11 protein-coding genes are annotated in these 13,884 nt (G+C 38.5%); 6 read left to right on the top strand and 5 right to left on the bottom strand.

Annotation, left to right across the window (positions count from 1 at the left end; translation table 11 throughout):
- Positions 1 to 132 precede the first annotated feature (132 nt).
- The gene (gene pnp, locus ACFIJW_RS08320) at positions 133 to 2,328 is read left to right on the top strand and encodes a polyribonucleotide nucleotidyltransferase (protein ID WP_375633970.1); all 2,196 of its coding nucleotides are present in this window, start codon (positions 133 to 135) and stop codon (positions 2,326 to 2,328) included.
- 72 nt (positions 2,329 to 2,400) lie between these two features.
- Positions 2,401 to 3,396: a class I SAM-dependent methyltransferase gene (locus ACFIJW_RS08315; protein ID WP_375633968.1), complete on the top strand. Its 996-nt coding sequence runs from the start codon at positions 2,401 to 2,403 to the stop codon at positions 3,394 to 3,396.
- An 18-nt stretch (positions 3,397 to 3,414) separates the two neighbouring features.
- Here the strand turns inward: ACFIJW_RS08315 and hslU are convergent, their stop codons facing one another.
- Both hslU and hslV read right to left on the bottom strand, forming a co-directional pair.
- The gene (gene hslU, locus ACFIJW_RS08310; protein ID WP_375633966.1) at positions 3,415 to 4,725 is read right to left on the bottom strand and encodes an ATP-dependent protease ATPase subunit HslU; all 1,311 of its coding nucleotides are present in this window, start codon (positions 4,723 to 4,725) and stop codon (positions 3,415 to 3,417) included.
- Positions 4,726 to 5,307, bottom strand: coding sequence for an ATP-dependent protease subunit HslV (hslV, locus tag ACFIJW_RS08305; RefSeq protein ID WP_375633964.1), 582 nt, complete (start codon positions 5,305 to 5,307; stop codon positions 4,726 to 4,728).
- A 220-nt stretch (positions 5,308 to 5,527) separates the two neighbouring features.
- Between hslV and ACFIJW_RS08300 the strand changes: the two genes are divergently transcribed.
- From ACFIJW_RS08300 to ACFIJW_RS08285, 4 genes are all read left to right on the top strand, one after another.
- A complete protein-coding gene (locus tag ACFIJW_RS08300) occupies positions 5,528 to 6,517 on the top strand; it encodes an asparaginase (RefSeq protein ID WP_375633962.1) in 990 nt (329 codons plus the stop codon).
- Between the two features lie 122 nt (positions 6,518 to 6,639).
- Complete coding sequence (gene coaA, locus ACFIJW_RS08295) at positions 6,640 to 7,638, top strand: type I pantothenate kinase (RefSeq protein WP_375633960.1); 999 nt, start codon at positions 6,640 to 6,642, stop codon at positions 7,636 to 7,638.
- A gap of 13 nt (positions 7,639 to 7,651) precedes the next feature.
- Complete coding sequence (locus ACFIJW_RS08290; protein ID WP_375633958.1) at positions 7,652 to 9,025, top strand: M17 family metallopeptidase; 1,374 nt, start codon at positions 7,652 to 7,654, stop codon at positions 9,023 to 9,025.
- A 152-nt stretch (positions 9,026 to 9,177) separates the two neighbouring features.
- Entirely contained in the window at positions 9,178 to 10,041 is an 864-nt protein-coding gene (locus ACFIJW_RS08285; RefSeq protein ID WP_375634025.1) for an NlpC/P60 family protein, read from the top strand.
- A gap of 921 nt (positions 10,042 to 10,962) precedes the next feature.
- Here ACFIJW_RS08285 and mutT read toward each other — a convergent pair.
- The 3 genes from mutT to ACFIJW_RS08270 form a co-directional block, all read right to left on the bottom strand.
- Complete coding sequence (gene mutT / locus ACFIJW_RS08280; protein WP_375633956.1) at positions 10,963 to 11,376, bottom strand: 8-oxo-dGTP diphosphatase MutT; 414 nt, start codon at positions 11,374 to 11,376, stop codon at positions 10,963 to 10,965.
- Between the two features lie 125 nt (positions 11,377 to 11,501).
- Positions 11,502 to 12,734 carry a bifunctional glutamate N-acetyltransferase/amino-acid acetyltransferase ArgJ gene (gene argJ, locus ACFIJW_RS08275; RefSeq protein WP_375633954.1) on the bottom strand — a complete coding sequence of 411 codons (1,233 nt, stop codon included), beginning with the start codon at positions 12,732 to 12,734 and terminating at the stop codon, positions 11,502 to 11,504.
- 131 nt (positions 12,735 to 12,865) lie between these two features.
- Positions 12,866 to 13,819, bottom strand: coding sequence for a peptidylprolyl isomerase (locus ACFIJW_RS08270; protein WP_375633953.1), 954 nt, complete (start codon positions 13,817 to 13,819; stop codon positions 12,866 to 12,868).
- Positions 13,820 to 13,884: the final 65 nt, after the last annotated feature.

Here is a 13,884-nt window from a genome sequence, read left to right as displayed (position 1 = left end):
AAGGCAGTTTACTTCTCTATTCTCGTAACAAAGATAAAAAGTATGTTGTCCACCCCAGAGCTTGGAAATATGCTACGCAAAACCAGAATGTGAGCAATCAAAGATTTAAACACTGGTCATTAAGGATAAAAAATGTTCAAAACGCATAAGATAGAAATTGAATGGGCTGGGCGTCCTCTCACCCTTGAAACAGGGAAAATAGCACGTCAAGCTGATGGTGCAGTGATTGCTACCTATGGAGAAACTATTGTCTTAGCAACCGTTGTATCAGCCAAAAGTCCAAAACCAGACCAGGACTTTTTTCCACTCACCGTTAATTATCAAGAAAAATCCTATGCTGTTGGTCGAATACCTGGGGGCTATTTAAAACGTGAAAGTCGACCAAGTGAAAATGAAACTTTGGTTTCACGTTTGATTGATCGCCCAATTCGTCCCCTTTTCGTTGAGGGATATAAAAATGATACGCAAGTGATTGTTTCCGTTATACAGCATGATCTCGAAAATAATCCCGATATCCTTGCGATGATTGCATCTTCTGCCGCATTGACCCTGTCAGGTGTTCCTTTCATGGGGCCTATAGCCGGTGCCCGCGTTGGCTATTGTAATGGACAATATATTCTTAATCCTCATATTGATGAAATGCCTGAATCAAAACTTGATCTTGTTGTTGCTGGAACAGAAAGTGCTGTTTTGATGGTTGAATCAGAAGCACAAGAATTATCGGAAGATATCATGTTGGGAGCAGTGATGTTTGGTCACAAAGGCCTTCAACCTGTCCTTGATGCCATTATAAAGCTTGCTGAAGTTGCTGCAAAAGATCCTCGTGATTTTGTTCCTGAAAATCTTTCTGAACTTGAAAAAGCGGTGCAGAAAATGGCAGAACAGGATATACGAAAGGCTTACACAATTACTGATAAGCAAGAACGTTATGCTGCAATTGATGCACTAAAGACAGAAATCCTCAATAAATTTATGCCAGAAACAGAAAAAGACTGTCAATTTAGTGCAGATCAAATTGCAACCGTATTTAAACAGTTGCAAGCAAAAATTGTTCGCGGGAATATTCTTGATACCCAAAAGCGGATTGATGGACGCAATCTTTCTACCGTGCGCCCTATCCAATCAGAAGTAAGTATTTTACCCCGCACACATGGATCAGCACTCTTTACCCGCGGAGAAACACAAGCTATTGTCGTTGCAACACTAGGAACTGGTGAAGATGAACAATATGTTGATTCCTTAACGGGAATGTATAAGGAAACATTCCTTCTCCATTACAATTTTCCACCATTTTCAGTGGGTGAAACGGGACGCCTTGGTTCTCCTGGTCGTCGTGAAATTGGACATGGCAAATTGGCATGGCGAGCAATTCACCCCATGTTGCCAACGAAAGAATCTTTCCCTTATACTATTCGTGCTGTCTCAGAAATCACTGAATCCAATGGATCTTCTTCTATGGCAACGGTTTGTGGGACCTCACTTGCTCTCATGGATGCCGGCGTTCCTCTAGCACGCCCTGTTGCTGGTATTGCCATGGGCTTGATTAAAGAAGGAGAACGCTTTGCTGTTCTGTCTGATATTTTAGGGGATGAAGATCATCTTGGAGATATGGATTTCAAAGTCGCAGGAACAGAAAATGGTATTACTGCCTTGCAAATGGATATCAAAATTGATGGTATTACCGAAGAAATTATGAAAATCGCGCTTGAACAAGCCAAAGGTGGACGAATCCATATCCTCAATGAGATGGCGAAAGCTTTAACCAGTGCACGTGCTGAGCTGAGTGAATTTTCTCCACGAATCGAAGTTATGAATATTTCTGTCGATAAAATCCGTGATGTTATCGGCTCTGGTGGTAAAGTTATTCGGGAAATCGTGGAACAAACTGGAGCAAAAATTAATATTGAAGATGATGGTACCATTAAAATTGCTTCTGCTGATGCTAAAACCATTGAAGCAGCAAAACGCTGGATCCATTCTATTGTCGATGAGCCTGAAGTTGGTGCTGTCTACCAAGGAACAGTTGTAAAAACTGCAGAATTTGGTGCATTTATAAACTTCTTTGGTTCTCGTGATGGACTCGTTCATATCTCTCAGCTTGCATCAGAACGCGTCACCAAAACAACCGATATTGTGAAGGAAGGTGACAAAGTTTGGGTTAAATTAATGGGCTTTGATGAGCGTGGAAAAGTTCGGTTATCAATGAAGGTTGTTGATCAAAAAACCGGAAAGGAAATCACCGGTGATAAAGCGATGAATGAAGAAAAGTGCGTGGATGAAAAAAAACAACCTGAAAATAAGCGCCGCCGTAAGAAAAAAGAAGAGTAAGTTTTTCCTCTTATCGTATCATGAAATGCCATCCCAACATTGGAGTGGCATTTTTCTTTGAAAGAGTCATATGTGTTATTATTTTTGCCTTTTGAAAATCATGAACTCCCATATCCTGATCCAAACCAATGTTGGTTAAGTTTCGGTTTAACAGAAATCCCAGCTCCAGAATGGGCACAGAATTTAAAAGTTATTACGCCTTGGCGACCAGATTTTTTAAAATTTGTCGATACTCAATTTCACTGCTCTCCCCAAATAGATAAAACCTTCAGCTATGATGGTGCATTTTTACATTTGAGCAAATATCGTGGTTTTAACCAAAATTGTTTTCTTGATTTATTAGAATGCGTTAAACCCAATGGATGGATTGTAATCAGTGGGAATAAAACTGCTGGTGCTGCTTCAATGATGAAGTGGGTCAAAACAATTGTTCCCATCACCAACAAATTGTCTAAAAATCATGGTCTTGTATTTTGGTTGCAAGTTCCTCAACAAATTGAGAGACATAACATTGCACAATTGCGCTCACCACCGCTCACTTTTGGTAAATTTCAAACCACTTCTGGTATGTTCTCACACGGACGTATTGATCCGGGATCCGCTGCACTTGCTTCTTATATGCCCAAAGTTATTTCTGGAAAAATGGCTGATTTTGGTGCTGGATGGGGCTATCTTTCTCACGTTGCGCTTGAAAGAAGTGAAAAACTCACCGCTCTCGACCTTTATGAAGCAGACTACAACGCTTTGAGAGCAGCAAAACAGCACCTTAAATCCAGAACAGCTCCTTTTTCAATTCATTTTTATTGGCACGACCTTGTGCATGAACCTATCACAAATCTGTATGACACAATCATTTCAAACCCACCGTTTCACACGCAACAAACGACAGATATTTCATTAGGAAAAAATTTTATTATAAATGCTGCAAAGTGCCTAAAACCAGGCGGCAGTCTGCTTTTTGTTGCAAACCGCCACCTGCCTTATGAAACATTATTAAAAAATATTTTCCGCACAGTGTTGATACATGAACAAGCCCATGGTTTCAAAATTATCGAAGCGCGCAGATAAAGAAAACAAGCGATAACTCTAAAGAATAAAACGTGAAAGATCGATATCAGCAGCAAGTTCGCCAATAGATTTTCTCACATAAGCGGCATCAATTGTAAAGGATGTTCCAGCTTTATCAGGTGCCGTGAAAGAAATTTCATCCAAAACGCGCTCCATCACTGTTTGCAAACGACGTGCCCCTATATTTTCAATCCTTGCATTTAAATCTACAGCAATATCTGCTAAAGCATCAATTGCATCATCGGTAATTTCTAAATGAACCTCTTCTGTTGCCATAAGAGCAATATATTGTTTAATCAAACTAGCTTCTGGTTCCGTTAGAATGCGCCGTAAATCTTCTCTTGTTAAAGGGTTTAGCTCCACACGGATGGGCAAACGTCCTTGAAGTTCCGGTAATAAATCAGATGGCTTAGAAACATGAAATGCACCTGAGGCAATAAAAAGAATATGATCTGTTTTGATTTGCCCATATTTTGTAGCAATTGTTGTTCCTTCAACCAAAGGCAAAAGATCCCGTTGAACGCCCTCACGCGAAACCGCAACACTTGCTCCACCATCCCTAGTTGCAATTTTATCAATCTCGTCAATAAAAACAATCCCGTCATTTTCAGCAACACGAAGCGCTTCTTGAATAATTTGATCCTGATCAAGGAGTTTTTCAGATTCATCATCAATGAGCGGCTTAAAAGCATCCCTTACTGTCGTCTTACGAACTTTTGTACGACTGCCCATTTTACCCAAAATATCTGATAAATTCATAATACCCATTTGTGCCCCAGGCATACCAGGAATATCAAAGGTTGAAGCACTATTGCTATTATTATCGGCTACTTCAATTTCAATCTCTTTCTCATCCAATTCACCTCCACGCAATTTTTTGCGAAAACTATCACGGGTAGCGGGACTGGCTGTTTTACCAACAAGGGCATCTAAAACGCGCTCTTCAGCATTCACGTGAGCCTTTTCTTTTATTTCATCCCGTTTCTTTTCACGCACAAGAGAAATGGCAATTTCAACAAGATCTCGAATAATTTGCTCAACATCACGTCCCACATAACCAACTTCAGTAAATTTAGTCGCTTCTACTTTAACGAAGGGTGCTCCAGAAAGTTTTGCTAATCGACGTGCAATACCAGTTTTACCAACTCCTGTTGGCCCTATCATTAAAATATTTTTTGGCATAACTTCTTCACGCATCGGCGCATCAAGCTGTTGCCTACGCCACCGATTGCGCAGTGCAATAGCTACAGAGCGTTTGGCATCATTTTGGCCAATAATAAAACGATCAAGTTCAGAAACAGTTTCACGAGGGGAAAATACAACACACATTTAAATAGCTTTCTCTAAAGAAGATAATTCTGCATCCAATGTTTCAATCGTAAAATGATCATTGGTGTAAACACAAATTTTAGCGGCAATAGCCATAGCTTTACGAGCAATAGTTTCTGCATCCAAATCCAAATCCATGAGTGCACGCGCTGCTGAAAGAGCAAAATTTCCTCCAGAGCCAATTGCCATAACCCCATCTTCTGGTTCTAAGACATCACCAAGCCCTGTTAGAGCCAAAGTTACTTTCTTATCAGCCACGAGCATCATTGCTTCGAGACGACGCAAATAGCGATCTGTTCTCCAATCTTTTGCAAGTTCCACACAAGCACGCATAAGCTGATCAGGATATTGCTCAAGCTTTGTTTCCAATCTCTCCAGTAATGTAAAAGCATCTGCCGTAGCACCAGCAAAACCAGCAATAACCACTCCGTTCTTTCCAAGACGACGCACTTTACGTGCATTACCTTTCATAATTGTCTGTCCAAGAGAGACCTGACCATCCCCGGACATCACGACTTTTCCACCTTTTCGTACCGTAATAATTGTTGTACCATACATTATGTCTGGCTTATGTTCTGTCATAAGGAAACTCCTTAATATTAACTTTACTTTTTAATATTGATTTCTTTTCATACAATGTAAAACTCAATTACTATTGTCCTATTTAAGAACATATACAGCAAAACACAATGATTCAGCATAACTCAATTTGTTGAAAATGGAAAAATGATATCATTGTTGTCAATGTAAATTACTGCTAAATAGCTTTATATAAACAGTTTGTGCTTTTTAGAGGAAAATTATGAAAAAAATAGCCATAGGGACCTTAGGTGGAACAATTGCAATGACTGCTGATAGTTTTGGTCACATGCAACCGACTTTAACTTCAGATAACCTCATAAAAAGTGTTCCTGATTTAAATAACGTTGCTGATATTAATGCACAAACATTAATGCAAATACCAAGTGGATCTTTATCGTTTCAAATGCTTTTTGAAATAATTAAGTGGGCAAAACAACAAATAAACGCTGGTGCAGAAGGTATTGTTTTAACACAAGGGACTGATACTCTGGAAGAAACAGCTTTTTTTCTTTCTCTTTATTGGAAAGAAGCCGAACCACTCATCATAACCGGTGCTATGCGCATGCCTCATGAAGCAGGCGCCGATGGCCCCGCCAACATTTTAGCAGCCACTCGTGTCGCAGCAGCCACACAAAGTCGTAACAGGGGCGTTCTTGTTGTCATAAATGATACAATTCATTCACCTTATTGGCTCTATAAAAGTCATACCGTCAAAGTCGAAACATTTCAATCAGGTCTTGCAGGTATTTTAGGAACTATTTTAGAGGGAAAACTTATTTATTTCAATGATCGAAAATTTTTCCCAAAAACGTTTGATCTTCCCCAAAACCATGATCATCAAATTGCACTCCTCTATTCCTCTTTATCATCTGATGCACAATTAATGAAACTATGCCTTGAAAGTGGGTATTATGCTGGAGTTGTTATTGCTGGTTTTGGTGCAGGACACTGTAGTTTTCAAGAAGCAGACCTTGTACAACAATATGCACAAAAAATACCAATCATTATTGCTAGTCGTTGTTGTAATGGCTCAACAACTCGTATAACTTATGGCTATAAAGGCTCCGAAATCGATATGATTGCTTCTGGTGCTCTCATGTCTGGTTATTTATCAGCCGTAAAAGCGCGCCTACTTTTATGGGCTTTTTGGGCACAAGGGTACTCATTAGCACAAATCCGTGCAAACTGGAATGACTGGACTATAAGTTAATGAAAAATGATCTATTATCTTAAAAGAAGAGAGCATGCAAAACAAAATTTACTTGAAAATAAAGCCGCTCATCTGTCTGCTCTTAATCAATTGCTGCTGCAAAAAATTCTCGACCAATACAAATGATTGATACGACTATACAAAAAATTAATCAGAAAGATAATCTGGTCAAATCCGTTTCTGACCGATATTCACCCTATCGCGTTTTTACTGCACAAGAATGGTCAGAGTTTCGTGCAGACACACCTCTTACTTTGACTTTTGATGAAATTAAGCGTTTACGCTCTATTGATGATCCTATTGATCTTAAAGAAGTCCAACGCATTTATCTTTCTTTATCGCGTCTATTATCATGCCATGTTGAAGCAGTACAGGAACTTTTTCACAAACGTCAGCAGTTTCTCCATCAAGAAGAGAGTAGAAAAACGCCCTTTATTATTGGAATTGCTGGTTCTGTAGCTGTAGGAAAATCAACCACGGCTCGCATTCTTCAAGAACTGTTGAAAAGATGGACATCTAGCCTTAAAGTTGATCTGATAACGACGGATGGTTTTCTCTATCCTAACGCAATCTTACAGCAAAAAAATCGAATGAATCGCAAAGGATTTCCTGATTCCTATGACATTAAAAAGTTGCTGTGCTTTCTTTCGGCGATAAAAGCAGGTATCGGAAATGTCCGTGCCCCGCTTTACTCACATATGATCTATGATGTTCTAGAAAATCAGACTATTACCATTGATCGTCCTGATATTTTAATTGTTGAAGGTATTAATGTATTACAGGTCAGTGATCTTCCTAAAGATGGGAAAGTTATTCCTTTCGTATCAGATTTTTTTGATTTTTCAATCTATGTCGATGCCGAAACAGAAGTCATTCGTCACTGGTATTTAGAGCGCTTTAAACGTTTGCGTAAAACAGCTTTTCAAAATCCTGAATCCTATTTTCATCGTTATGCCCACCTCAATGAAAAAGAAGCTTCAAAAATCGCTGAGGATCTTTGGCAAACGATTAATTTAAAAAATTTACAGGAAAATATATTGCCAACACGACCACGGTCCAATCTCATTCTACGAAAGGGAAAAAATCATTTGGTCGAATATGTCGCACTTAGACGACTATAAGGATCTCATAACTATGCAGCACCACCACATTCATTTTACCTCAACGCGTATCGATAACAGTTGCCCTATCATCTTGGTAAACCAAAGAACTCTTGCCAACTTATCACTTGATGCGTCAACAACAGCATGGATAAAAGTTAATGACTTTACTGGTAAAGCAGGACAAATACTCTTTATTCCTCACGAAACGGGACATTTAAAAAAAGTTTTATTTGGAATTGGCAATGGTAACGATCCTTTTATCACAGGACTGCTTGCTCAAAAGCTTCCTGCTGGTCAATGGCATCTAGAAGGTACAACCTCTGATGAAATAAATACCTATCTTGGATTGGCATTTGGTAGCTATCAATTTAATCGCTATCGTCAAAATTCTTCTTTCAAATCATTATCTATCCATGTCAATGAGGCGATTGATCTTAATGAGCTCCAACGAATTTATGAAGCTGTCTTTTTCGTCCGTGATCTCATTAATATTCCAGCCAATGATATGAACCCTGATACTCTCGAAAAAGAAGCTCGAAAACTAGGAAAAACCTACGGTGCTCATATCAAAAGTATTTGTGGAGACGATCTCTTAATCCATAACTTTCCGATGATTCATGCTGTAGGACGAGCAGGCAGCACTGCACCACGACTGATTGAGTTACTCTGGGGGCAAGAACATCATCCTAAAATAACGTTGGTGGGCAAAGGCGTAACTTTTGATACTGGAGGTCTCGATATTAAATCAGCCAATAACATGTTGCTTATGAAAAAAGATATGGGGGGTGGAGCAAACGTTTTGGGATTGGCTAAACTTATCATGGATGCAAAATTGCCTTTCCGTTTACGCGTTTTGATTCCAGCTGTAGAAAATGCAATTTCTGGGAATGCTTACCGACCAGGTGATATTCTCAAAAGTCGTAAAGGTTTAAGTGTTGAAGTAGGTAATACAGATGCTGAAGGGCGAATTGTCCTTGCCGATGCACTCGCCTATGGTGATGAAGAAAGTCCACAATTCATGCTTTGTATGGCTACTTTAACAGGGGCAGCGCGTATAGCATTAGGACCAGATCTTCCCGCATTTTATTGTAATGATTCAATATGGGCACAACAAATTTCTGAATCTGCTCACGCTGTCTTTGATCCTCTTTGGCAAATGCCCCTTTGGAAACCTTATCAAGAGATGTTATCATCACCAATTGCTGATCTTAACAATGTAACTGGAAATAGCTTTGCTGGTTCTATAACGGCTGCTTTATTTCTTAATTCTTTTGTTGAAAAAGCTGAACATTTTGCGCATTTTGACCTTTATGGATGGGTTCCAAAAGAAAAACCAGGATACCCTATTGGTGGATCAGCACAAACTATTCGTGCCCTTTATAATATTTTTAAAAATGAATTTTGACACAAATATCCACAAAAATGGACAATTTTGCAGCTTAAAGAATAATTGGTCTTACACTGTGTTCTTAGTTTTGTTTGAGGATAAAAACCTTACCAATACAGTTTTCATGAGTTTGTTTAAAGGTAAGGAGTAACAAAATGGACAGCAAAAAGATGATCTCTAAAGACCCAAGACTTCATGCATTCAGAGATGATCTAGCAGATCAACGTCTTGAAACAGAAATTACAGCTCAGCGCTTTGTTCAAGGTGAAAAAAGACGTGTTAATACAGCGGTCGCTGAACTTTTTAAAGAAAATAGTAAAAAAAGTGAAAGACAAACAGAATGCTTATTGGGAGAAGAACTTCTCATTTTTGAACAAGGGGAAACATTGTCGTGGGGACAATCACTCAAAGATGGTTATGTCGGTTATATTGATACAAAAGTTCTTTGTACATCAACCATAAAACAAACCCATGTTGTTTCAGTACCACGCACATTTAAATATTTACACGCTGACTTACGTGGACCAATAGTATCCCCATTATCTATGGGAAGCAAAGTCAGTGTTGTTGATGAAATTGAAGTCCGTGACACAATGTATTCTATTCTTGAAAATAGAACAGCAATCATTACGAGCCATCTCAGCCCCATTGGACGCGTATATGAAGATTATGTCACAGTTGCAGAAACCTTTATCCGTACACCTTATCTTTGGGGTGGTGTCAGCGGTTTTGGAATTGATTGTTCGGGACTCATTCAGCTCTCTATGATGATGACTGATCAAATAGTTTTACGTGACACCGATATGCAGCAAAAAACTATAGGCAGTCCTCTTACAGATACTGATAAACTTCAACGAGGTGATTTAATTTTTTGGAAAGATCATGTTGCTATTATGGTCGATCACGCAAATATTATTCACGCAAATGGTTTTTCTATGGACGTTATGATTGAGCCATTGGAAAAAACAATTACGCGTATCGCTAAAAAAAATCAATATCCCATCGCAAAACGCCGTCCAATTCAAGAAACTTAATACATGCCTCCTATAAAAAGTTAATTGAATGTTTTTATTATACAATAGATTGATTTATAAGGATAACTATCCATCATTCGCTCTGCATCAAGCATTCTAAATATCGTAAAATTCTCTTATTTCAAATCTGTTTTTATGTTGAATCAATCAAAATCGCTTGCTTGTTCATCACAAGCGAAATTGATGTATAAGTAAAAATGATTACGAAAAGAAAAAATATCCCTTCTGAATGCTCTCAAATGCCAAGAGCTATCATAACTAACATTGGAACCAGCTTACTCCTTCATAAGCGTAAAGATAGTGGCGCTCAATAGATTTTATCTTATAAGGCTTTACCATTATACCATTCACGAGTGCCAGCACGAAATGGGCTTTGGAATATTGCGAGATGTCTCTTTTAAACAACCCCGTAAATATGCAACACAATGGCGTTCTATATTACGTAAGGGATATGCCCCTCTTAATCAAAAGCAACATTTTTTGAAATTTTTCCTATTATCGATATCTTATGAAATAAATACTCCTAATATCTCTCGATGCATCCAAGACAATCTCTCAATAATAATCGCGAAAAGTATAAATCCATTATCTACCACCATTTTTATGCTTATGAAGCGCGCAAAGGCATCATTATACACTTTTTGCCAATTCTCAATGTTGCGATAACCCTTGGCTATTGAAGAGTGTTCTTTCAGCACGTATTTTATTTATTTCTGTCTTAAATAATTTTATCCATATGACCCGCCCCACTTGGAACGTGCAAAAGAATGATTTTGATTAATTTAACATAAAACAGATTTGAAATGAAAAAATTTTTTATGACCCTGGACTTCCCCATTCAACATAAAAAAAAATTATAAATTATTATTATAACTCAATATATTGATTTATATTTAAACAATATTTCCTTCTTATGACACATTAAAGAAGGTGATTTTTCAATACCTGAACCAATGGTTTATCAGCATCAGGCATAGGGTATTTATCAAGATCATTAATAAAAACCCATTCTAAATTTTGCCCTTCTCGTCCTTGCGCAACGCCCTCATAATGGTCACAAAGATACAATGGCATTAAGAGATGAAATGTTTTATAGCTATGACTTGCAAATGTTAAAGGGTGTAAATTATTTGGTTGAACATAAATACCAAGCTCTTCCTCTAGTTCACGAATCAATGATGCTTCCAGAGTTTCACCTTGCTCAACCTTGCCACCAGGAAACTCCCATAAACCAGCCAGCGATTTTCCTTCAGGACGCTGTGTAAGCAAAACACGATTATTCTGATCTAACAGTGCGCATGCAACAACAAGAAGAATGGAACTTTTCATACACATATTACTCCCCAATAGGGAACATAAAGATAACTGACTTTTCTATCATATCCCCTCTGCTCCTAAAAGAGCTCACATACCCCATTTGCTCTGAAAAATAATAAACTGTTAAATATAAAGTGCATCCATTAACTTCTGTAATCGCTATTGATCATAACGTACTCTTTTGTTAAATCGCAAGACCAAACCGTCGCCGTGCTCTTACCCAAACCGATATCAACACGAATCGTGATGTGCTTACCTTGCATATAAGTACCTATTGTTTCTTCACAATACTCAGGATCTCGTACGCCATTCACGGCCACACGATGCTCACCAAACCAAATCGTCAATAGATCACGATCGACTTCAACACCGGCCTTCCCAACTGCCATAACGACCCGCCCCCAATTCGCATCTTCACCGGCAATAGCCGTTTTTACGAGCGGTGAATTTGCAATTGATAAAGCAATAGTTTTAGCTGCATTATTTGTTGTAGCACCCACCACATTAACCTCAATTAAATGACGAGCACCTTCACCATCACAAACAACTTGTAGTGCAAGTTCATGCAGAAGTGCACTCAATTGTTTCACAAAAACCCCATAACGCGGATCAGATTTACTTGTAAGACATGGAAAATGTTCTTTCCCTGTCGCAAACAACATAAGCGTATCTGAAGTTGAGGTATCGCTATCAACAGTAATTGAATTGAAAGAACCCTCAACTGCCTCTGATAACATGGATTGGAGTACATCCGAAGAAATGGTAGCATCACTAACCACAAATGACAGCATTGTCGCCATATCGGGTGCAATCATACCAGCACCTTTTGCAATTCCATTAATGGTAACACGCTCTCCCCCACAGTCAAAAGTGCGCGTCGCAAGTTTTGGAAATGTGTCCGTTGTCATTATGGCTTTTGCAGCTTCCAACCAATTTCCCTCTTCTGCTGTCTCTGTCATACTTGGTAAAAGATTGACAATACCCGATGCATCCATTGGCTCACCAATAACACCCGTAGAAGCTATAAAAATTTCATCTTCTCTAACCTTTAAAGCGTTCGCTGCTGCACAAATAATTGCATCGGTTGTGTGCTTTCCTTTGCTTCCTGTAAAAGCATTTGCATTTCCAGAATTCACAACAACACCCCTCGCAACCCCATGAGGAAGCGATGCACGACAATGCTCTACAGGGGCAGATGGACATTTTGAACGAGTAAAAACACCGGCCACACTCACTGGCTTATCAAATATGATGAAAAGAAGATCTGTACGATCTTTATATTTAATCCCAGCTTCAGCTGTTGCTATCCGTACACCAGATAATGGAGAAAGCTCCTGGATCTTTTGAGGCGACAAAGGAGAAATTTTCAAAACCACAATATGCTTTCTATAAAAACAAATGAAACGATTGCAGATCAATAACCTCTCATAGAAAACTGCTAGGCTTTTTGAACAAAACTAACCTAGCAAATTATCTATTAAAGAGGCTATCCACCTATTTTTCCTAGCTATTCCGTATCTTCTTCATCAGATGTTTCATCGGGAAGTAGCGTCCCATTTTGATGAAGCGATTCCATGATTTTTGTAACATTAGGATCAGGGTATTTCACATCTATCTTGCTACGTAAATCAACAATTAGTTCTTGATAGCGCTTTTTTATCAGCTGTGTCCGCAACATCTCTTTAACATCATCAAATGCAGGCGGTTGTTTTACACGACGATCTTCTAATTTAATAATATGCCAACCAAAAGGACTTTCAACGGGTTGTTTAGTGTATTCGCCAACTTTCAAACCAAATGCAGCATCTTCAAAAGGCTTGACCATTTGACCATGGCTAAAATAACCAAGATCACCCCCAACGGCAGCAGAACCATCTGTTGAACTTTTCTTTGCAATCTCTTCAAAATTTTCGCCTTTATTTAAATGCTTAATGATAGCTTCTGCTTCTTTTCTCGTTTTGACCAAAATATGACGCGCTTTAACCTCATCCTCTTTAGGTAAAGCAGCAACTTCTTGCTTATAAAGAGCTTCCAAATCAGTATCCGATATTTTGTCAACAATCGCCTGTTTAAAATAAAGCTGTTGAAGAACATTGTCACGCATGACTGCCATACGTTTATCGTAAGCTTCTGTCTTATCAAGACCTTTGCTTCTTGCTGCTTTTGCAAGTGCCTGCATATCTAAATAAGCTTTTAGAACCATCATACGACGTTGTTCATCAGGAAAACGTGCTAAATTAGGATTTATTTCAAGTGCTAAATCATCCAATTGGCCTGCTGTAATATTTTTCCCATCAATAACCGCCATAACATGAGAAGGAGAAACGGCTTTTTCAGAAGCTTTCTCCAAAGTCTTTAAATCATTCGACGATGAATTCAAACCTTCTTGGGCTCTCACCCCTAAACTTGTACTTGCCAATAAAGTTGATGCTAAAAAAAGCGCGATAAAGTTAAATTTCATAAATATACTCCTTAAAAATGAAGGCAGGTTCAAGATTCCAATTTTCTTTAACATAACACTTTAAT

Source organism: Bartonella sp. MM97QHHN, assembly GCF_042194285.1.
In the GTDB taxonomy this organism is placed as follows: Bacteria; Pseudomonadota; Alphaproteobacteria; order Rhizobiales; family Rhizobiaceae; genus Bartonella.
The sequence above is the reverse complement of the archived record's forward strand: the minus strand, read 5'-3'. Positions and strand labels throughout refer to the sequence as shown.

Coding starts and splice junctions, on each gene's coding strand:
- ACFIJW_RS08285 (WP_375634025.1), top strand. CDS start 9,178: ATGATCTCTAAAGACCCAAGACTTCATGCATTCAGAGATGATCTAGCA.
- pnp (WP_375633970.1), top strand. CDS start 133: ATGTTCAAAACGCATAAGATAGAAATTGAATGGGCTGGGCGTCCTCTC.
- hslV (WP_375633964.1), bottom strand. CDS start 5,307: ATGACAGAACATAAGCCAGACATAATGTATGGTACAACAATTATTACG.
- hslU (WP_375633966.1), bottom strand. CDS start 4,725: ATGTGTGTTGTATTTTCCCCTCGTGAAACTGTTTCTGAACTTGATCGT.
- ACFIJW_RS08290 (WP_375633958.1), top strand. CDS start 7,652: ATGCAGCACCACCACATTCATTTTACCTCAACGCGTATCGATAACAGT.
- ACFIJW_RS08270 (WP_375633953.1), bottom strand. CDS start 13,819: ATGAAATTTAACTTTATCGCGCTTTTTTTAGCATCAACTTTATTGGCA.
- coaA (WP_375633960.1), top strand. CDS start 6,640: ATGATTGATACGACTATACAAAAAATTAATCAGAAAGATAATCTGGTC.
- ACFIJW_RS08300 (WP_375633962.1), top strand. CDS start 5,528: ATGAAAAAAATAGCCATAGGGACCTTAGGTGGAACAATTGCAATGACT.
- mutT (WP_375633956.1), bottom strand. CDS start 11,376: ATGTGTATGAAAAGTTCCATTCTTCTTGTTGTTGCATGCGCACTGTTA.